At 71.3% G+C, this 18,859-nt stretch carries 19 protein-coding genes, 1 tRNA gene and 1 pseudogene; 4 read left to right on the top strand and 17 right to left on the bottom strand.

What is annotated here, in order from left to right:
* Positions 1-121: 121 nt before the first annotated feature.
* The 3 genes and pseudogenes from IM767_RS13475 to IM767_RS13470 form a co-directional block, all read right to left on the bottom strand.
* Positions 122-1,252: an aminotransferase class V-fold PLP-dependent enzyme gene (locus IM767_RS13475; protein WP_109210892.1), complete on the bottom strand. Its 1,131-nt coding sequence runs from the start codon at positions 1,250-1,252 to the stop codon at positions 122-124.
* Positions 1,253-1,414: 162 nt separating this feature from the next.
* Positions 1,415-1,513: pseudogene (locus IM767_RS20825) on the bottom strand (isoprenyl transferase); the annotation flags it as partial.
* Between the two features lie 27 nt (positions 1,514-1,540).
* Entirely contained in the window at positions 1,541-2,326 is a 786-nt protein-coding gene (locus IM767_RS13470) for an isoprenyl transferase (RefSeq protein WP_109210891.1), read from the bottom strand.
* Between the two features lie 112 nt (positions 2,327-2,438).
* Between IM767_RS13470 and trhA the strand changes: the two genes are divergently transcribed.
* Entirely contained in the window at positions 2,439-3,182 is a 744-nt protein-coding gene (gene trhA / locus IM767_RS13465) for a PAQR family membrane homeostasis protein TrhA (protein ID WP_194398889.1), read from the top strand.
* Positions 3,183-3,232: 50 nt separating this feature from the next.
* Here trhA and IM767_RS13460 read toward each other — a convergent pair whose 3' ends face one another.
* Positions 3,233-3,547, bottom strand: coding sequence for a hypothetical protein (locus IM767_RS13460; protein ID WP_109210890.1), 315 nt, complete (start codon positions 3,545-3,547; stop codon positions 3,233-3,235).
* 114 nt (positions 3,548-3,661) lie between these two features.
* Here IM767_RS13460 and IM767_RS13455 point away from each other — a divergent pair, with 114 nt between their 5' ends.
* Both IM767_RS13455 and greA read left to right on the top strand, forming a co-directional pair.
* The gene (locus IM767_RS13455) at positions 3,662-4,060 is read left to right on the top strand and encodes a DUF4307 domain-containing protein (protein WP_109210889.1); all 399 of its coding nucleotides are present in this window, start codon (positions 3,662-3,664) and stop codon (positions 4,058-4,060) included.
* A 140-nt stretch (positions 4,061-4,200) separates the two neighbouring features.
* Positions 4,201-4,692, top strand: a complete 492-nt coding sequence (gene greA, locus IM767_RS13450) for a transcription elongation factor GreA (protein WP_109210888.1) — start codon at positions 4,201-4,203, stop codon at positions 4,690-4,692.
* A 48-nt stretch (positions 4,693-4,740) separates the two neighbouring features.
* Here greA and ilvA read toward each other — a convergent pair whose 3' ends face one another.
* Both ilvA and IM767_RS13440 read right to left on the bottom strand, forming a co-directional pair.
* Positions 4,741-5,961, bottom strand: a complete 1,221-nt coding sequence (ilvA, locus tag IM767_RS13445) for a threonine ammonia-lyase (RefSeq protein ID WP_109210964.1) — start codon at positions 5,959-5,961, stop codon at positions 4,741-4,743.
* A 101-nt stretch (positions 5,962-6,062) separates the two neighbouring features.
* The gene (locus IM767_RS13440; RefSeq protein WP_109210887.1) at positions 6,063-7,253 is read right to left on the bottom strand and encodes an AI-2E family transporter; all 1,191 of its coding nucleotides are present in this window, start codon (positions 7,251-7,253) and stop codon (positions 6,063-6,065) included.
* A 96-nt stretch (positions 7,254-7,349) separates the two neighbouring features.
* On the opposite strand from IM767_RS13440, the gene IM767_RS13435 reads away from it, so the two are divergent.
* Positions 7,350-8,708, top strand: a complete 1,359-nt coding sequence (locus IM767_RS13435) for a winged helix-turn-helix domain-containing protein (protein ID WP_109210886.1) — start codon at positions 7,350-7,352, stop codon at positions 8,706-8,708.
* Between the two features lie 18 nt (positions 8,709-8,726).
* Here IM767_RS13435 and IM767_RS13430 read toward each other — a convergent pair whose 3' ends face one another.
* From IM767_RS13430 to eno, 11 genes are all read right to left on the bottom strand, one after another.
* Entirely contained in the window at positions 8,727-9,824 is a 1,098-nt protein-coding gene (locus IM767_RS13430; RefSeq protein WP_109210885.1) for a DNA glycosylase AlkZ-like family protein, read from the bottom strand.
* 73 nt (positions 9,825-9,897) lie between these two features.
* Positions 9,898-10,464, bottom strand: coding sequence for a LemA family protein (locus tag IM767_RS13425; RefSeq protein WP_109210884.1), 567 nt, complete (start codon positions 10,462-10,464; stop codon positions 9,898-9,900).
* A gap of 82 nt (positions 10,465-10,546) precedes the next feature.
* Positions 10,547-11,860, bottom strand: a complete 1,314-nt coding sequence (locus tag IM767_RS13420; protein WP_109210883.1) for a D-arabinono-1,4-lactone oxidase — start codon at positions 11,858-11,860, stop codon at positions 10,547-10,549.
* Positions 11,857-13,086 (bottom strand): alanine racemase, encoded by a 1,230-nt coding sequence (locus IM767_RS13415; protein WP_109210882.1) that lies wholly within the window; start codon positions 13,084-13,086, stop codon positions 11,857-11,859. Before IM767_RS13415 ends, IM767_RS13420 begins: the two co-directional genes overlap by 4 nt.
* Before the next feature lie 112 nt (positions 13,087-13,198).
* On the bottom strand, positions 13,199-13,363 hold the full coding sequence (locus IM767_RS13410) for a hypothetical protein (protein ID WP_162564306.1): 165 nt from the start codon (positions 13,361-13,363) through the stop codon (positions 13,199-13,201).
* An 87-nt stretch (positions 13,364-13,450) separates the two neighbouring features.
* Positions 13,451-13,523 (bottom strand) — tRNA-Leu (locus IM767_RS13405).
* Positions 13,524-13,597: 74 nt separating this feature from the next.
* A complete protein-coding gene (locus tag IM767_RS13400) occupies positions 13,598-15,040 on the bottom strand; it encodes an NAD(P)/FAD-dependent oxidoreductase (protein WP_109210963.1) in 1,443 nt (480 codons plus the stop codon).
* Between the two features lie 34 nt (positions 15,041-15,074).
* Positions 15,075-16,355 (bottom strand): S8 family serine peptidase, encoded by a 1,281-nt coding sequence (locus IM767_RS13395; RefSeq protein ID WP_198425930.1) that lies wholly within the window; start codon positions 16,353-16,355, stop codon positions 15,075-15,077.
* On the bottom strand, positions 16,352-16,870 hold the full coding sequence (locus IM767_RS13390) for a DUF501 domain-containing protein (RefSeq protein WP_109210880.1): 519 nt from the start codon (positions 16,868-16,870) through the stop codon (positions 16,352-16,354). Before IM767_RS13390 ends, IM767_RS13395 begins: the two co-directional genes overlap by 4 nt.
* Before the next feature lie 88 nt (positions 16,871-16,958).
* Positions 16,959-17,447, bottom strand: coding sequence for an FtsB family cell division protein (locus IM767_RS13385; protein WP_194398888.1), 489 nt, complete (start codon positions 17,445-17,447; stop codon positions 16,959-16,961).
* Between the two features lie 103 nt (positions 17,448-17,550).
* Entirely contained in the window at positions 17,551-18,831 is a 1,281-nt protein-coding gene (gene eno, locus IM767_RS13380) for a phosphopyruvate hydratase (protein ID WP_109210879.1), read from the bottom strand.
* Positions 18,832-18,859 lie beyond the last annotated feature (28 nt).

The following is an 18,859-nucleotide window of genomic DNA, read 5'->3' as shown; positions in this document are numbered from 1 at the left end:
ACACGCCCGAAGATGTGACGTGTCGGTTAACGGATGCCGTCACCCTCGCGCACAGCCCGCCCCCTGCCCGCACATCCACGGCCGGTGGACGACGGTCCGCGGAGCGTCGCCCCCCGCCGGGTCACCAGACGCGCGCGGAGGAGAAGGCGGCCAGCGCGTCGCCGAAGAGGCGCAGCGTGTCGGCGCCGGTGCCCACGTGCGGGGCGACGCGGATGCGGCCGGACCGTGTGGTCACCGTGAGGCCGTGGTTCGCGAGGGATGCGGCCAGCGGAGCCGCATCCTGCGCCGCAGGTTCCAGCGTCACGATGCCCGCCCGACGCTCAGCATCGCGCGGCGTGACCACGGGCACCTCGTAGCGGTCGGCAAAGAACATCACGTCGGCGGTCCGGGCCGAGAGCACCGACTCGATGTTCCCGACGCCGGCGTCGACGACTTCTCGCAGCGCCGTAGCCAGCCGGGCCGCGGCGAGTGTATCGGGACCGGAGATCGAGAACGCCTGAGCCGACGCCGACGGCGCCGGCACCGCGTCGACCGGCAGGTCGCCGTCGATCCCGCGGAACCCCGACAGCACCGGGGCGATCCGCTCCAGCGCCCGCTCACCGAACCACGCGAATCCCGTGCCGCGGCCGGCGCGCAGCCATTTGTAGCCGTGGCCGCACACGACGTCCGCCGCGAGGTAGTCGGCCTCGACCATGCCGAACCCCTGGATGGCGTCGACGATCAGGAGGCGATCGCCGATCACCTCACGCAGAGCCGACAGGTCGGCCCGGTAGCCGGTCCGGAAGTCCACGAGGCTGACGGCGACGGCCCGGGTGTCATCCGACAGCGCGGCGCGCACGACGTCAGGGGTCATGAAGCCGTCCGCCGGCTCCACCCACTGCAGCCGCAGCGAGCCGAACGCGTCGGAGGCGCGCGTCGCGGCGACCGTGAGGCTCGGGAACTCGCCGCGGCCGAGCATCAGCCCCCCTGCGAGTCCGTAGATCGCGTGCATCAGCCCGTAGGTCGTCGAGGGCTGCAGCACGACCTGTGCGGCATCCGTTCCGATCAGCTCGGCGACGAGCTCGCGCGCCTCGCGCACGTGGTCGCCGACGAGCTCGATGCTCGTTCGCCGTCCCGTGCCGAGCAGCTCGGTGTCTCCCTGCGCCTCGCTGCGGACCGCAGGCGAGAGCGGGCCGAAAGCCGCCCAGTCCAGATATCCCGGTTCCCCATCGAACGACGCCAGATACGAATCCAGATCGGTCACGCCGATCATTCTGGCAGAGCCGCGCCCCCGCGTGCGCGCGCGGTCCTACCCGCCGAATCGACGGTCCCGCGACGCGAAATCACGGATGGCGCGCAGGGAGTCCACCTCACGCAGATCGGGGCCCAGCGCTTCGACGAAGGAGAAGCTCCGAATGGGATAGACGCCGTCGGCCTATCCGCCGAATCGACGGTCTCGCGACGCGAAATCACGGATGGCGCGCAGGAAGTCCACCTCACGCAGATCGGGGCCCAGCGCTTCGACGAAGGAGAAGCTCCGAATAGGATAGACGCCCTCGGGCTACCCGCCGTATCGACGGTCCCGCGACGCGAAATCACGGATGGCGCGCAGGAAGTCCACCTCGCGGAGATCGGGACCCAGAGCTTCGACGAAGTAGAACTCCGAATGCGCCGACTGCCAGAGGAGGAAGTCGCTCAGGCGCTGCTCCCCCGAGGTGCGGATCACGAGGTCGGGATCGGGCTGACCGCCGGTGTAGAGGTGCTCGCCGATCTGCTCCGGCGTGAGGCTCGCCGCGAGCTCCTCGAGCGAGCCGCCGCGTTCGTCGTGCTGCGCGATGATGCTGCGCACGGCGTCGACGATCTCGCCCCGGCCGCCGTAGCCCACGGCGAGGTTGACGTGCATTCCCGGGTTGCCGTGGGTGCGCGCTTCGACATCCGACAGCACCCGCGCGAGGTCCGGCGGCAGCCCGTCGGATCGGCCGACGTGCTTCACCCGCCAGTCGCGCTCGTGCGAGAGCTCGTCGGCGAGCTCCGCGATGATCTCGATGAGGTCGGAGAGCTCCTGCGAGTCACGCTTGCGAAGGTTGTCGTTCGAGAGCAGGTAGAGCGACACGACGCGGATGCCGACGTCATCGCACCAGCGCAGGAACTCCTTCATCTTGGCCGCGCCGGCGCGGTGACCGTGCGCCGCCGAGTCGTACCCGAGCTGCCGCGCCCAGCGACGGTTGCCGTCGATCATCATCGCGAGGTGGCGCGGCACCGATCCAGGGTCCAGCCGGCGGCGCAGACGGTTGATGTAGAGGCGGTAGAGGGGACCCTTGCCCTCGTTCGTCTCGCCGCGTGCCACACGCCTACGCTACCCCGCTCACGGCCAGTCCCCCAGCGTGGGACCCAGTGCCGGTGCCGGCGGCATGGAGTATGTTCCGCGCGCGGCATGCGCGGCGCTCTACGCTTAGGGGATGAGCCCCCGTCGCCGCCTTCCGCAGGCTCCCGAGGTGCCGGTGCTGCCGCTGATGGACGCGGCCGCTGTCGACGCGGCCGCCCCCGAGCTCAAACCGAGCTGGCGCGGATGGATCCACGCGGCGACCTTCCCGATCGCGATCGCCGCGGGCATCGTGCTCATCGCGCTCGCGCAGGGAGCGCCGGCCAAGTGGGCCTCCGCGGTCTTCATGGCCACGTCGCTCCTGCTGTTCGGAAACTCGGCGCTGTATCACCGGTTCAACTGGAAGCCGAAGACCAAGGCGATCCTCAAGCGCATCGACCACGCCAACATCCTGCTGCTCATCGCCGGCACCTACACTCCGATCGCGACGCTGGCGCTTCCTCCGCAGCAGGGCGCGCTGCTGCTGATCCTCGTCTGGAGCGGCGCCCTGCTCGGGATCCTCTTCCGCGTCTTCTGGATCAACGCCCCGCGCTGGCTGTACGTCGCCCTCTATCTCCTGCTGGGCTGGGCGGCCGTCATGTACATCGTCCCGCTGTTCCAGGCCAACGCGGCCATGATGGTCCTCGTCGCCGTGGGCGGCATCCTCTACACGCTCGGCGCGATCGTCTACGCGCTCAAGCGGCCCAACCCCTGGCCCGGCCACTTCGGCTTTCACGAGATCTTCCACGTGTGCACGGTGCTGGCGTTCCTCTGCCACTGGACGGCCTGCCTGCTGATCGCCCTCGATCCGCTGTCACCGTCGCTCGGCGTACCTGCCTGACAGCGGAGACGGATGCCGCGGCATCCGTCATCCCCTCCGCTGAGGGCCGCTCAGCCGCGGGGAGGGGTTCCGCCGCGGCGCCCCGGCTCGTCGTCGGGGTCGATGCTCTCATCGTCGACCTCTGTCGCCGAGGCCGCGCGCGCCGCCTGCTCCTCCGCGTCGAGCTGCTCCTGGATGTCGGCGCGGACGCGCCCCCGCCGGATCCGGCGCATCATGTCCCAGACGAGGAAGATCACCGCCACGGCGACGAGCGCGGTGATCACGAAGCCCCAGACGCCGGGGGTGACGAGGTCGGGGTCGACCTCGATCGTGGGCGTCGGTGTCGGAGTCGTCGCGGAGGTGAGGGCGACGATCGCGTGCTGCATGGGGTCCTCGCTCTGCCCGCGGGCAGCGGGCGTGTTCGTCGGGGTGCGCGCGAGCGCTTAGCCTGGAGTTCCAGCCTAATCTTCCGATCCGGCCCGACGAGAACCAGGAGCGGCGTGACCACGCAGGACGTGCTCGACGAGCGCTACGGCCGACGCCGGTCGCCCGCGCGCGCATGGATCATCGGCGGGGCCATCGCCGTCGCGGTCGCACTCGTGGCGCTGTTCGGCTGGTGGACCGTGCAGGGCGCTCTGGACTCCGTGGACTCCGACACCACGTCGTTCGACGTGAACGACGAGCACTTCGTGACCCTCGGGTTCCAGATCACCGCTCCCCCGGGCTCTGCCGTCGCATGCGCCATCGAGGCGCAGGACGAGGAGCACGGGGTCGTCGGGTGGCGCGTCGTAGAGATCCCGGCATCCGATCTCCACGCCCGCGCGTTCCGAGAGACGATCCCGACGACGGCCCTCGCCACGACCGGGTTCGTGAACTCGTGCTGGGTTCTGCCCTCGTAGACCGACGGGTTTGTCCCGGCCCCCGCTGTGACGTAGTCTGACGGGACACATCAGTCGAATCGCGCCCTGGCCGTGAGCCGGGGCGTTCGGTTTATGCCCGTGGCGCTCGCGCGCCGGCGGGCCCAACGAAGGAGTCAGCCGTGTCCACCGACGCCCCCGTGACCTTCCTCACCCAGGACGCCTACGACCGCCTGGCCGCCGAGCTCGAGCACCTCTCGACGACCGGCCGCGAGGAGATCGCCAAGCGCATCGAGGCCGCGCGCGAGGAGGGCGACCTCAAGGAGAACGGCGGGTACCACGCCGCCAAGGACGAGCAGGGCAAGCAGGAGGCGCGCATCCGCACGCTCCAGCACCTGCTCAAGACCGCGACGGTGAGCGAGGCTCCCGAGAGCAGCGGCGTCGTCGAGCCCGGCACCGTCATCACGGCGATCGTGGCCGGTGGCGAAGAGGTCTTCCTGCTCGGCAACCGCGAGATCGCCGTCGGCTCCGAACTCGACGTCTACAGCGAGGCGTCGCCGCTGGGCACCGCGATCCTCGGCCGCAAGGAGGGCGAGAAGACCTCCTACACCGCGCCGAACGGCCGTGAGATCGCCGTCGAGATCATCAAGGTCGAGACCTACAACGGTCAGTGACCCGGCGGGCCGACGGCCCGCCCTCCGGCATGCGCCGGCCGGCGACCCTCAATCGGGGACGACGGTCGGCGTGTACCCGGCGTCCTCGAGCACCGAGATCACGTGCGCCCGGTGCTCCTCCCCGCGGGTCTCGACGCTCAGCTGCAGGATCACCTCGCTGATCTGCAGACCCTGCCCGTGGCGCGTGTGCAGCACCTCGATGACGTTCGCGCCCGCGATCGCGAGCAGCTCCGACACGCGTGCGAGCTGGCCGGGACGATCCGGGAGCGGGATGCGCAGGGTCATGTACCGGCCGGATGCCGAGAGCCCGTGCGCGACCACGCGCTGCAGCAGCAGCGGATCGATGTTGCCGCCGGAGAGCACCGTCACGGTCGGGCCGTTCGCGACCACCTTGCCCGCGAGGATCGCCGCGACACCGACCGCGCCCGCCGGCTCGACGACCTGCTTCGCCCGCTCGAGGAGCACCAGGAGCGCGCGGGCGATGTCGTCCTCCGACACCGTGACCACCTCGTCGACGAGGTCCCGGATGATCTCGAAAGGCAGGTCGCCCGGCCGCGCGACCGCGATGCCGTCGGCGATGGTCGGAGACGTGCGCACCTCGAGCGGACGCCCGGCCTCCAGCGACGCCGGATAGGCGGCGGAGTTCTCGGCCTGCACGCCGACCACCCGAACGGTGCGCCCCTCGGCGGCGGCGCGGGCCTTCACGGCGGCGGCGACGCCAGCGACCAGGCCTCCCCCGCCGATGCCGAGCACGACGGTGTCGAGATCGGGGAGCTCGTCCATGAGCTCGAGACCGAGCGTGCCCTGGCCGGCGATCACGTCGGGGTGGTCGAACGGGTGGATGAAGACGGCTCCGGTGCGCTCGGCGAACTCCGCGGCGAGCCGCAGCGGCGTCTCGACCGTCGCCCCCTCGAGCACGACGTCGGCGCCGTAGCCGCGTGTGGCCAGCAGCTTCGGCACGGGCACGCCCAGAGGCATGAAGATGGTCGCCGGGATGCCGAGCGCCTTGGCGGCCATCGCGACGCCCTGGGCGTGGTTGCCCGCCGAGGCGGCGACCACGCCGCGCGCGCGCTCCTCCGCGGTCAGCCGCGAAAGCCGGTAGGTCGCCCCGCGGATCTTGAACGAGCCCGTGCGCTGCAGGTTCTCGAGCTTCAGGTGCACGGGGACGCCGAGGACGTCGGAGAGATGCTGCGACTCCTCCAGCGGCGTGTGCGAGATGACGCCCTCGAGGGTGGCGGCGGCATCCGCGAAGTCATCGAGCGTGGGCATGGCATACCCGGGCGTCGCCGGGACGGGCGCCGACTCGGCGGGTTCCGTCGCGGCGGGCTCCGTCGCGTCCGGAACCTGGTCGGCGGAAGACATGGCGGTGGTCACGAGCGGGCTCTCCTCTGCCGCGGCACGGTGCTCCAGATGAGATCGCCGCGGGGTCTCGCGCCGGTCTCCCACGCGCGTTCGGCGAGGTAGACGGCGACGACGTTGACGAAGGCGGCGAGCGGGACGGCGAACAGAGCACCCGGGATGCCGGCGATCATGGCCCCGCCGGCGACCACGAGCACGACGGCCAGCGGGTGCACCTTGACGGCGGACCCCATCAGCAGCGGCTGCAGGACGTGGCCCTCGAGCTGCTGGACGCCGAGCACGACGACGAGCATCCACAGGGCGATCCAGGGGCCGTTGTAGACCAGGGCCAGGAAGACGGCCACCGCGCCGGTGACCACGGCTCCGACGATCGGGACGAAGGCGCCGAGGAAGACGAGCACCGCGACGGGGATCGCGAGCGGAACGCCCAGGAGCGCGGCGCCCAGGCCGATGCCGATGGCGTCGATGGTGGCGACGAGCAGCTGCGTGCGCGCGTAGTTGACGACGGTGATCCATCCGGCCCGGCCGGCGCCGTCGGCGGCGGGCCGCGCCTTCTTGGGGAAGAGCCGCAGCGTCCACCGCCAGATGCCGGCGCCGTCGGCGAGGAGGCACAGGAGGATGAAGAGCGCCAGGACCGCACCGGTGACGACATGGCCGATCGTGGTGCCGATGGCGAGCGCACCCGACCACAGCAGCTCGGCCTGTTCCTGCACGAACGCCCAGCCCTGGTCGAGGAGGTCGTCGATCTGGTCCGCGCTCAGGTGCAGCGGCCCGTCGATGAGGTACTGGCGGAACTGCTCGACGGCGGCGACCGTGCTGGCCTGCACCGAATCCCACTGGCGCATGATCTGCCACACGACGAGCCACAGCAGCCCCGTCACGATCGCGATGGTGCCCACCACGGAGATCACGATGGCGAGCCAGCGCGGCACCCGGTGACGCAGCATCCAGGCGAACGCGGGCCACAGCAGGGCGGTGATCAGGATCGCCACCATCAGCGGGATCACCAGGAGCTTCAGCTGGATGACGAGCCACACCGCGATGCCGACCGCGACCGCGACCACGATGAGCCGCCAGGAGTACGCCGTGGCCACGCGCAGACCGCGCGGGACGGCGGCCGACGTCTCGGTCGAGACGACACGGCCGCGGTCGCGGACCGCGTCGAAGATCGAGCCGCGGGGCTTCTCGTCGGAGCCGCCCATCCGCCCAGTGCTCATTCGCCCAGTCTAGGCGCGTCGCATTCCGCGCCGGTCATGCACGCCCCAGTGGTGTCGGAGCCGGTGGCTAGGCTGGCGCGCGTGAGATCCACGCTCAGCGCCGCCGAGGCGCGCCGGGTCGCCCTTGCAGCCCAGGGGTTCGGTCGACCGCGCCCGGCCGCAGCCGGCACCCGCCAGCTCAACGGCGCCCTCGCCCGCATGAGCACCCTGCAGATCGATTCCGTCAACGTCTTCGCCCGGTCGCACTACATGCCGCTGTTCTCGCGCGTCGGAGCGTACGACACCGCGGCGCTGGACCGCCTGCTGTTCGGGCGGCGCGGGCCGTACGTCGAATACTGGGCGCACATGGCGGCGTTCATCCCGGCGACGGACTGGGGGCTCTTCGACTTCCGCATGCGGGCGATGCGCGCCAAGTACGGCTCGAAGCCGGGCGGGTGGTTCGACGCGAATCGCGACATCGTCGACTGGGTGCGGGCCGAGCTCGCCGACCGCGGACCGCTGCGACCTGCGCAGATCGAGCACGACGCCAAGAAGGCCGCGCGCGGGCCCTGGTGGGACTGGGATGTCGTCAAGCAGGCGCTCGAGCATCTGTGGCTCTTCGGCGAGGTGGCGATCGCCGGCCGCCGCGGCTTCGAGCGACGCTACGGCCTGGCCGAGCACGTCATCCCCCCGGAGGTGCTGGACACACCCGTCCCGCGCGAGGACGCGGTGTTCGAGCTCGTGCGGCGCGCCACGCGCGCTTATGGCGTGGCGACCGCCGCCGACGTCGCCGACTACTGGCGCATCGCCGACCGCAAGACGGTCACCGCCGCTCTCGACGACCTCGTCGATGCCGGCGAGCTGCATCCGGTCACGGTCGAGGGCTGGACCACCGCGGGCCGCCCCGCGAGGGCGTGGCTGCACGCGGATGCCGTCGTACCCCGGCGGATCGACGCCGCCGCGATCCTCACGCCGTTCGATCCGGTCGTGTGGTTCCGCGACCGCGCCGAGCGCCTCTTCGACTTCGAGTACCGCATCGAGATCTACACGCCGGCGCCCAAACGCCGGTACGGCTACTACTCTCTGCCCATCCTTATCGACGACGACGTGGTGGGTCGCGTCGACCTCAAGGCCGACCGCGCGGCCTCGACGCTGCTCGTCCAGTCGGCCTGGTGGGAGCACGGCAAGCCTGCCGATGCCGCGGCGCGGCTCGCCGACGAACTGCGCCTCGCGGCGGGGTGGCAGGGACTCGAGTCCCTCTCGGTGTCGCGCTGGGGCGACGCGGTCGACGACCTCGCCGGCGCCCTCCCCGAGGCGGCCCGTCACGATGCGGGCCCTGCGGAGCCCGTCCCGCTCGCGCCCGACGAGCCGGGAGAGCTCGCAGAGCCCGCGCCGGGAGAGCCCGGCGCACCCGAACGGCCTGGCGCACCCGGCCCGGACGCTTCGGAGCCGACGGAATGAAGGCGGGGCGCAGACGCGTCACGCCTGCGGAAGACCGACGATCTCGAGACCCAGCCACCGCGCGAGGTCGCGGAGCTCGCGGTCCACGGCCTCCCTCACCTCGTCGCTGAAGGGGTCGTCCTCGTGGACGGCGTGCACCCGGAGCACTCCGGCCTTGCGATCGGCTTTCGCGTCGAGCTTTCCGACGAAGCGGTCACCGTGCAGGATCGGCAGCGCGAAGTAGCCCCACCGCCGCTTCGCCGCCGGCTTGTACATCTCGAGCAGGTACTCGTAGCCGAACAGCTCCTCGAGGCGTCTCCGATCGAAGACGAGCCGATCGAACGGCGAGAGCAGCGCCGTTCGCGGGGCGAACGCGTCGGCCGCGGCGAGGGTCTCAGGATCGACCCGCCACACCCCCGGCGTGTCGTCGACCGTCGCCTCCTCGCCGATCTCTCCGACGTCGATCGGCTCCAGCGGCTGAGCCACCCCCTTGGCCCGGGCGATGCCCAGCGACGCCAGGCGCCGCTCGGCGCGCTCGCGAGCCGCCTCGTCGTCGGCGAGCACCGGCAGATCGGTCGGGTACACCCGATCGGCCACGTCGAACAGCCGCCCCGCGGCATCCCTCCCCGATACCGCGACGTCGCCGCAGAGCACGAGCATCTCGAGCAGCTGCATCGAATTGCGATTGTTGGTCCACCCCGTCGACCGCCACGAGACCTGCGCCGTGTCGGGGATGTCGGCGGCCCGCAGCGGTCCCTCCGCCCGCAGGCGCGCCATCACCTCGCGGCGGAACCTGTCGTTGGCGGCCAGCCACGCGCGCGCCTCGGCGGAGTGCGGCCGCTGCCGCATGTCGGGCAGCAGCAGCGGGAGGTCGGTCATCGTGCGGTAGAAACCGCCCCACTCGAACACTGCGCGGTCCTCTTCCACGAGCCGCACCAGGTCGGCGGGCTGGTACGGCCACCCGAGCCTGCTCCACAGGATGAGGTCGGCACTCGGCGCGATCGCCGCCGTCGGCTCGATGTTCACGACCGTGAGGGCGTCGATGGTCTCGACGATGCCGGCGGGGCGCTCCGCGGCGAGCAGCTGGGCCGTCACCGCGATGCGGCGCGCCTGCTCACGAGTCAGTCGGTGGGGCATGGGCCGACGCTACCGCCGGGGGCCGACAGCCATCGACGCCGGTGCGCTGCGCGAGTCCTCGACCCCAGCCGACTCAGAACTGCACGCGAGGCGGCTCCGAGATGGCGGCGCCGTCGATGACCTCGAAGAACTCGCGCTCGTGGAAACCGAGGTTGCGCGCGAACAGGTTGTTGGGGAACACCTTGATCTTGGTGTTCAGCTCCCGCACGCCGCCGTTGTAGAACCGGCGGGACGCCTGGATCTTGTCCTCGGTGTCGACGATCGACTGCTGCAGCTGCAGGAAGTTCTGGCTCGCCTGCAGCTGGGGGTAGGCCTCAGCGACCGCGAACAGCGACTTCAGCGCCTGCTGCATGCGCCCCTCGGCGGCGCCCGCCTCGGCCGGCCCGCTCGCCGACAGCGTGTCGGCACGCGCCTGCGTGACGCGCTCGAACACGGCCTTCTCGTGAGTGGCGTAGCCCTTGACCGCCTCGATGAGGTTCGGCAACAGGTCGGCTCGTCGCTTGAGCTGGACGGTGATGTCGCTCCAGGCCTCATCCACGCGCACGTTCAGCTGGACCAGAGAGTTGTAGGTGGCCCAGAGATAGATGCCGACGATGACGACGAGCGCCACCACGATGAGGACTGGGATCAGCCATTCCATTGCAGAGGCTCCGTTCGATAGTGCCCTCATCCTACCGACGCGCGCGAAGCCCGCATGTGGCCGATCCGCCTACTCTCAGCCGTTACCCACCGAGCACGCGGTCGAGGTACGGATTGCGGAACAGACGCTCCGGATCGAGCCGGTCGCGCAGCGCGAGGAAGTCGCCGAAGCGGGGGTAGCGCTCGCGGAGCACGTCCGAGCCGAGGGTGTGCATCTTGCCCCAGTGCGGCCGGCCGTCCCAGCGCAGCATGATCTCCTCGACGGCTTCGAAGTACTCGGTCGGATCTTCGCGCCAGTACCGGTGGACGGCGATGTAGCCCGATGCCCGGCCGTGGGCCGTCGACAGCCAGCGGTCGTCGGCAGCGGCGAAGCGCACCTCGATCGGGAACCCGATCCGCCAGCCGCGATCGTCGATGAGCGCGCGCATCGCGTCGAAAGCCGGACGCACGTTCTCGGCCGGCAGCGCGTACTCCATCTCACGGAACCGGACGGACCGGTTCGTCGCGAACACGCGGGCCGAAGCATCCGTGAACTCGCGATCGCCCCAGATCTTCGCGGAGAGCCGGTTGATGGGTGGGACCAGAGCGGGGATCGCCTTGCCTGTCGCGCACGCCATCCGGTGCAGACCCGTGCCCACCAGCGTGTCGTCGATCCACTTCCCCACCGGCGGGAGCGGATGCCGCGGCGCGCTCTCAGGCAGACGCGTGTTGGTCTTCGTCATCGCGCGGTCGGTGTGCGGGAACCAGTAGAACTCGAAGTGGTCGGCGGCGGCGACGCGGTCGTCGAGGGCGGCCAGCACGTCCTCGAGCGCTTCGGGCTGCTCGACGGCGTGGAGCACGAACGCCGGCACGCACTGGATCGTGACGTCGACGAGGATGCCGAGCGCGCCGAGTCCGAGCGCGACGGCCGGGATCAGCTCGGCGTTCTCGTCCTCGTCGACCCGCAGCAGCTCTCCGGACGCGGTGACGAGCGTCGCGCCGACGACCTGACCGGCGATGCCGGTGAACCTGGCCCCGGTGCCGTGCGTGCCGGTGGAGATCGCGCCCGAGATCGACTGGCGGTCGATGTCGCCGAGGTTCTCCATGGCGAGGCCGTAGGGCGCGAGCAGCGCCGGGATCTGGTGGAGGCGGGTGCCGGCGAGGAGCGTGACCCGCGCGCGGTCGACGTCGACCGAGACGAGGCCGCTGAGGTCGCGCAGCTCGAGCAGGACCCCGGGCGCCACCGCGATGCCCGTGAAGCTGTGGCCGGCGCCCACGGCCTTGATCGGGAGCCTCTGCGCCGCGGCGGCCGTCACCGCGCGCTGCACAGCCGCCACCGTGGGCGGGTACTCGACGCGCTGCGGGCGGACGGATTCGGAGCGGCCCCAATTGCGCCACACTCCGCCGGGACGGGTCACAGGAACGCCTTCCCCTCGCCGCGGTACGTCGCGAGCTCGCCGACGCGCGCGCCGGCCTCGACGACGTGATAGCGGTCCACGCGCTCTGCGAGCTCGCCGCTCTTCGAGTGACGGAACCACACGCGATCGCCCGTGCGCAGGCCGCGCGCCGCCTCTCCGCGCAGCGGCGTCTGCACCTCGCCCGCGCCTTCGCGAGGGGCCGTTCGCAGGCCGGCAGGCCACACCGGAAGCGGCTGACGCGACTCGACCGCCGGTCCTGACGCGATCCACCCGCCGCCCAGCACGGTGGCGACGTCAGGCTCCGGCTTGCGGACCACGTCGAGCGCGAACGCGGCGGCGGGCGCCGGATCGAAGGCGCGGTAGCCGTCGAAGAGGTGGCCGGCGAGCAGCCCGCTGCCGGCGGTGAGCTCGGTGACGGATTGATCGGATGCCGTCAGCTCGAGGGATCCCGTCCCGCCGCCGTTGACGAACTCCAGCGGGGCGATGTCGCGCAGGGCCGCGACGATCGCGGCGCGCCGCTCGAGCAGCTCGGCGCCGGACCGGCGCTGCATCCAGCGGATGGCGGCATCCCCCCGTCCCGTCGCATCCCCCTGGCCGGCGATCTGCGCCTCGTACATCATCAGCCCGACCAGGCGGAAGCCCGGCCGAGCGGCGATGGAGCGCGCCAGCGCGGCGACTTCGGCGGCCTCGTGCACGGGCGAGCGCAGCACGCCGATGTGACCCAGCCCGGGGGCGCGCCACGAGGCGTCGGCGTCGATGGCCACGCGGATCTCGGGCCGGGCACCGGGCGCGGCGACGGCATCGACGAGGTCGAGCTGGGCGAGGTCGTCGACCATGAGCGTGACGTGCGCCGCCGCCGCCTCTGAAGCGGCGAGAGCCGCGATCGCGGCGCGATCGGCCGTCGGGTAACCCAGCACGATGTCGTCGTGGGTGTCGGCGAGCCAGAGCGCCTCGGGAAGCGTGAACGCGAGGATGCCCTGGTAGCCGGGAAGCGCCAGCACGGCATCGAGCACCTCGCGTACGCGCACGGACTTGCTTGCGACGCGGATGGGCACGCCGCCGGCCCGCACGACGAGGTCGAGCGCGTTGTACCGCAGCGCCTCGGCGTTGATGGCGGCGATGGGGCCGCTGAGGTCCGCCAGGGCATGGGTCATGTCGCCCCAGTAGGCGGCGGGGTTCTCCCACGGCTTCGTCGCGGTGGGCGTGGACAGCAGATCGAGACTCATACGGCTCGCTTCGGGTGCGCGCGCATCGCCCCAGCCTAGAGCCAGCCGACCCCCGCCGATGACCGGCTGTGGAAGGGCCGAGACCCCTGCGCGCAGGCGAGCGCGACGCGGTCTATTCGCCGGCTCTCGCCGCCCGCTCCCGTTCGACGTCTTCTTCCGCCCCGTAGACGGCGATCGGCGGCGCCCCGAAGAGCAGCGCGGTGAATCGCCACCACCAACCGCTCTTCTGCCCGCCCGCGTCCGCCGTCTCGCGCCGGTCGTTGCCGTTCTCGCTCATCCCCGAGCTCCTTCGCGCGCTTTTCCCCAGATTAGCGGCAGATCTGGAAGATCACGAGGGGCGCTTCCGGCAGGCCGTGGTGAACGGTACCCCCGGTGGGATTCGAACCCACACTTGAGCGAGTTTAAGTCGCCTGCCTCTGCCATTGGGCTACGGGGGCCGGCCGCGCTCCCCCCGGGAACGCGGAAGCCGCAGGCTCATCTTCTCAGACGAGCCTGCGGCATCCGGTCGAACTCAGTTGGCGGCGACCTTCTCGGCGTCGGCCGTAGCCTTCGCGGCGGTCTTGCGCGCCGGCGCCTTGCGGGCGGGCGCGGCCGCCGGTGCGGCCTTCTCAGCCGGCGCCTCGACGGGCTGCGGCGGCCGCGGGCGCGCTGCGAACTCTTCGAAGACGTACCGCGGGTTCTGCACCGTCGACAGGTTCACCATGTCGCGGCCGAGCCAGAAGTTGTTCCACCAGCCCCACAGCACGCGCCACTTGCGCTCCCACGACGGCATGGCCAGGCCGTGGTAGCCGCGGTGCGCGAGCCACGCGATCGGGCCCTTCAGCGCGAGCTTGCCGGACTGGAACACACCGACCCAGAGGCCCAGGCCCGCGACTGCGCCGAGGTTCTTGTGGTAGTACTCACGGGGCAGCTCGCCGCGGAGCACCGCGACCAGGTTCTTCGCGAGGAGCTTCGCCTGGCGCACCGCGTGCTGGGCGTTGGGGACGCAGTAGCCGCCCACACCGCCGCCCGTGAGGTCGGGCACCGCCGACACGTCGCCGGCCGCCCAGGCGCCCTCGACGATCTCGTCCTCGGAGCCGACGCGCAGGTCGGCGCGGGTGCGGATGCGACCGCGCTCCTCGACCGGGAGGTCGCCGCCGCGCACCACCGTGGGGTTCGCCATGACGCCTGCGGTCCAGATGATGAGATCGCTCGGGATCGTCTCGCCGGTCGACAGCTCGATGTCGCCGCCGACGGCGCCGGTCACCTGCGTGTCGAGGTGGACGTACGCGCCGCGCTGAGCGAGGTTTTTCAGCACCCACTCGCTGGTCTTCAGCGACACCTCGGGCATGATGCGGCTCATCGCCTCGATGAGGTGGAAGTGCGTGTCGTCGAACGTCAGCTGCGGGTAGCTCTTGACGAGGGCGGATGCCAGCGAGCGCAGCTCTGCGAACACCTCGATGCCCGCGAAGCCGCCGCCGACGACGACGACCGTCAGCAGGCGGTCGCGCTCGGGGCCGGGGGGCAGCGTGGAGGCCTTGTCGAAGTTCGACATCAGCTTGTCGCGGATCGCGACGGCCTCTTCGATCGTCTTCAGGCCGATCGCGTTGTCGGCGATGCCCGGGATCGGGAAGGTGCGCGAGACGGCGCCGGCCGTGACGACGATCTGGTCGTACTCGAACTCGTAGGGCTCGCCCGCGATGGGCGTGATGGTCGCCACCTTGTTCGCGTGGTTGATGCCGGTGACCTTGGCGGCCACGACGTGGGTCCGCTTGAGGTGGCGTCGCAGCGCCACGACGGAGTGACGGGCCTCGATGGAGCCGGCCGCGACCTCGGGGAGGAACGGCTGGTAGGTCATGTAGGGCAGCGGATCGACGATCGTCACGTCCGCCTCGCCCTTGCGCAGATGCTTCTCGAGCTTCCAGGCCGTGTAGAAGCCTGCGTATCCGCCACCGACGATGAGGATCTTGGGCACGGTGTTGGTCACGGTTTGGAGTTCTCCTCCTGTGTCAGCGGCTCGGCGCGCGGGACGCCAATCGGATGCGTCGGACAGCAGCGGTGACGCCGAGCGCCACCAGTATAGCCGTCGTGGTGAGCAAGGCGAGCGGAAGGGTGCCGTAGAGGACGGTGCCGCCGTCGGGTAGAAGAGGCGAGGTGGCGCGCGTGGCGAGGTCGGCCTCGGGCAGGGCCGGGACCTCTACGGTGGGCGCCGGCTCGTCCGGCAGCGGGGCGACGGGCGCACGTCGGTACAGGCGCACCCAGTCCTCGAGATTGCCCATGGGGTTCGCGGTCACGCTCGCCACGCCGGGGGCCGAGACGGCGGCCGCCGCGTCGATCAGGCCGTAGCCGTAGAGCACGTCGGGCACGTCGGTCGCGCCGGCCGCGGGACGGGCGGTCTTCACGATGCGGTTGATGACGTTGTTCGCGTCGAGTTCGGGGTGAGCAGCCCGCACCAGGGCGGCGATCCCCGCGACGATGGGCGCGGCGCCGCTCGTGCCGTCCCATGAGACCAGCGTCGAGTCGGCCGACACGCCGACCAGTTCCTCACTGGGTGCGGAGACGCCGATGGTGATGCCCTGCGTCGAGGCGTCGACGCTGGCCCTGCCGGAGCGATCGACGCCGCCGACCGTGAGGACGCCGGGGATGGTCGCCGGTGCGCCCACGCGCGTCGTGCCGCTGCCCCGGTTGCCGGCGGCGACGACGATGACGACATCGTTCTCGAACGCGTAGAGGAAGGCGTCGTCCCAGCTCTCTGGCCAGTCCGGCACGTTCGTGGTCAGCGACATGTTGATGACGTCGGCGCCGTTGTCGACCGACCAGCGGATGGCGTCGGCGATCTGGTCGGAGAACGACCGCGGGGCCGACGATCCGAACGCGACGGACACCGACAGCAGCTGCGCCTCGGGGGCCACGCCGATCATCCCGGTGTCGGGCCCCGTGCCGCGGCCGGCCGCGAGCGAGGCCACCCAGCTTCCGTGGTCCTTGTCCACCGCACCGACCGGTGTGCGTCCGTCGGGCGAGCCCGCGCCCGAAACGTCCGTGCCGCCGGCGACCGCGCCGGCGAACTCGACGGGTCCGCGGCCGATCCCGGTGTCGATGACGGCGATCTTGACGCCCGCTCCGCGGGTGGTCTGCCACGCCTGCTCGATGCCGTAGTCGGCGAGCCAGTACTCGGCGGCGCGGACCGGGTCGGGCTCGGCGGGCGCCGCCTGGGCGGCTGTCGGCCCCGCCGCGACGAGGGTCGTCGCGACGGCTGCCGAGGCGGCTGCGGCCAGGAGGCGCCGGATCATCCGCCCGATCCCGGCTGCGCGCACACGCAGCGCTCGGGTGACCACGACGACAGCGCGAGCGCGCGATCGCCGATCGGGTTGACGCCCGGGCCTGCCGCGAGCGCGTGGCCGGCGAGAGCGTGCAGGCACTTCACCCGCGTCGGCATACCGCCGGCCGAGATGCCGGCGATCTCGTCGACCTCGCCGTACTGCGCGCGATCGCGCAGGTACGCCTCGTGGGCACGGCTGTAGGCGGCGGCGACCTCTTCGTCGGCGGCCAGCTCGTCGGACAGCTCGCGCATGACGTGGTCGGCCTCGAGCACCGACATCGCGGCGGTCGCCGCGGGGTGGGTCAGGTAGTAGAACGTGGGGAACGGCGTGCCGTCCGGCAGCCGCGGGGCGGTCGCCACCACCGTGGGATTGCCGCAGACGCACCGCGCCGCGATGCCGACGACGCCGCGCGCGGGGCGCCCGAGCTGCTCTCGGAGCACAGCCAGGTCGGCGTCGCTGACAGGGGGATATGGCGGGGTCGTCACAGAGCTGCTCCTTGGTCGGGCCCAGGCTACCGGGGCCACCTGGGACGGTGCTGGACCGTGGCCGCGCGGTCCGACGGCTGCGGGCAGGTCAGGGGGTCGGCGTCGACGACGGCTCCGGATCGGGCACCCCGATCGTGACGGGAGCGACGGTCTGCGCGAGCCCCGCCTCGGTCACCGAGCGCACCAGCTTGGTCATCCAGTCCGCGTCGGCGGCCTCGAGCTCGTCGCTCACCGGCGCCTGCTCCTGCGGCTCGAGCTCGGGCGGCAGGTCGTCGTCGACGAGGTAGACGACCTCACCCGGTTTGACGTAGTACAGCCGCTCCCGCGCCTGCGTGGTGATGTAGGCGGGATCCTCCCACCGCTCGCGCTGCGACTCGAGCTCGGCCACCTCTTCCCTGCTCAGCTGCACCGCCGCCTCCAGCGCCGCGATCTGCTGCCGCTGGTCGACGTACGTGCCGATCGTGGGGACGAGCACGAAGGCGGCGAGGACCACGAGGCCCATCATGATCACCATGAAGCCGGAGAGGCGGATGCCGCCGAGCCAGGCCCGCACATCGACCGGGCGCCGACCCGCCACAGGCCGTCGCCGGGGCGGTGTGCCCGTGCGGGGGGAACGAGAAGGGGGAGCCGTCGTCTTGGCCACGGCTCCCCCTTCTCGTCTTCGTCACGCTGTCAGCGCATCAGCCCTTGAACCGGGGGAACGCTCCGCGACCCGCGAACACCGCGGCGTCACCGAGCTCCTCTTCGATGCGCAGAAGCTGATTGTATTTCGCCACGCGCTCGCTGCGGGCGGGCGCGCCGGTCTTGATCTGACCCGCGTTCACGGCGACCGCGAGATCGGCGATCGTCGTGTCCTCGGTCTCGCCGGAGCGGTGCGAGAGCATCGACCGGTAACCGTTCTGGGTGGCCAGCGCGATCGCGTCGAGCGTCTCCGACAGCGTGCCGATCTGGTTCACCTTCACCAGCAGCGCGTTTCCGACGCCGAGGTCGATGCCCTTCTGCAGGCGCGTCGGGTTGGTGACGAACAGGTCGTCGCCCACGAGCTGCACCTTCGAGCCGATCTTGTCGCTGAGGGCCTTCCACGCGTCCCAGTCGTCCTCGGCGAGGGCGTCCTCGATGGTGACGACGGGGTAGTTCGCGACGAGGTCGGCGAAGTAGTCGGTGAGCTGCTCGGCCGACCACGGCTTGCCCTCGACGGTGTAGACGCCGTCCTTGAAGAACTCGGTCGCTGCCACGTCCAGGCCCACGCCGATGTCCTTGCCGGGCGTGAAGCCCGCCTTCTCGATCGCCTGGATCAGGAAGTCGAGGCCCTCGCGGTTGTTGGGGAGATCGGGTGCGAAGCCGCCCTCGTCGCCGAGGCCGGTGGCGAAGCCGGCGGACTTCAGCTCGCCCTTGAGCACGTGGTAGACCTCGGTCCCCCAGCGCAGCGACTCGGCGTACGTCTCGGCGCCGATCGGGGCGAGGAAGAACTCCTGGAAGTCGATGCCGTTGTCGGCGTGCTCACCGCCGTTGATGACGTTGAACAGCGGCACGGGCAGCACGTGCGCGTTGGGTCCGCCGAGGTAGCGGAACAGGGGCAGGTCGGCCGAGTCGGCGGCGGCCTTGGCGACCGCGAGCGAGACGCCCAGGATCGCGTTCGCGCCGGTGCGCGACTTGTTCTCGGTGCCGTCGGTGGCGATGAGGATCTCGTCGATGACGCGCTGCTCGCTCGCCTCGACACCCTCGATCGCGGGGCCGAGCTCGTCGATGACGGCCGCGACCGCCTTCAGCACGCCCTTGCCGCCGTAGCGGCTCTTGTCGCCGTCGCGCAGCTCGTACGCCTCGAAGGCGCCGGTCGACGCGCCGGAGGGGACGGCTGCGCGCTGGACGATTCCGTCGTCGAGCAGCACCTCCACCTCGACGGTCGGGTTTCCGCGCGAGTCGAGGATCTCGCGCGCGCCTACAGCCTCGATCTGTGCCACAGGGTTTCTCCTTGCTTGTGGAGCGTGA

It is taken from the genome of Microbacterium ureisolvens, assembly GCF_015278315.1.
GTDB classification, from domain to species: domain Bacteria; phylum Actinomycetota; class Actinomycetes; order Actinomycetales; family Microbacteriaceae; genus Microbacterium; species Microbacterium ureisolvens.
This window is presented reverse-complemented; position numbering and strand designations above follow the sequence as displayed.

Excerpts from the sequence above, each read along its gene's own strand:
- IM767_RS13475 (WP_109210892.1), bottom strand. The coding sequence starts at position 1,252 with ATGATCGGCGTGACCGATCTGGATTCGTATCTGGCGTCGTTCGATGGG.
- trhA (WP_194398889.1), top strand. The coding sequence starts at position 2,439 with ATGAGCCCCCGTCGCCGCCTTCCGCAGGCTCCCGAGGTGCCGGTGCTG.
- IM767_RS13460 (WP_109210890.1), bottom strand. The coding sequence starts at position 3,547 with ATGCAGCACGCGATCGTCGCCCTCACCTCCGCGACGACTCCGACACCG.
- ilvA (WP_109210964.1), bottom strand. The coding sequence starts at position 5,961 with ATGCCCACGCTCGATGACTTCGCGGATGCCGCCGCCACCCTCGAGGGC.
- IM767_RS13440 (WP_109210887.1), bottom strand. The coding sequence starts at position 7,253 with ATGGGCGGCTCCGACGAGAAGCCCCGCGGCTCGATCTTCGACGCGGTC.
- IM767_RS13430 (WP_109210885.1), bottom strand. The coding sequence starts at position 9,824 with ATGCCCCACCGACTGACTCGTGAGCAGGCGCGCCGCATCGCGGTGACG.
- IM767_RS13425 (WP_109210884.1), bottom strand. The coding sequence starts at position 10,464 with ATGGAATGGCTGATCCCAGTCCTCATCGTGGTGGCGCTCGTCGTCATC.
- IM767_RS13415 (WP_109210882.1), bottom strand. The coding sequence starts at position 13,086 with ATGAGTCTCGATCTGCTGTCCACGCCCACCGCGACGAAGCCGTGGGAG.
- IM767_RS13410 (WP_162564306.1), bottom strand. The coding sequence starts at position 13,363 with ATGAGCGAGAACGGCAACGACCGGCGCGAGACGGCGGACGCGGGCGGG.
- IM767_RS13395 (WP_198425930.1), bottom strand. The coding sequence starts at position 16,355 with ATGATCCGGCGCCTCCTGGCCGCAGCCGCCTCGGCAGCCGTCGCGACG.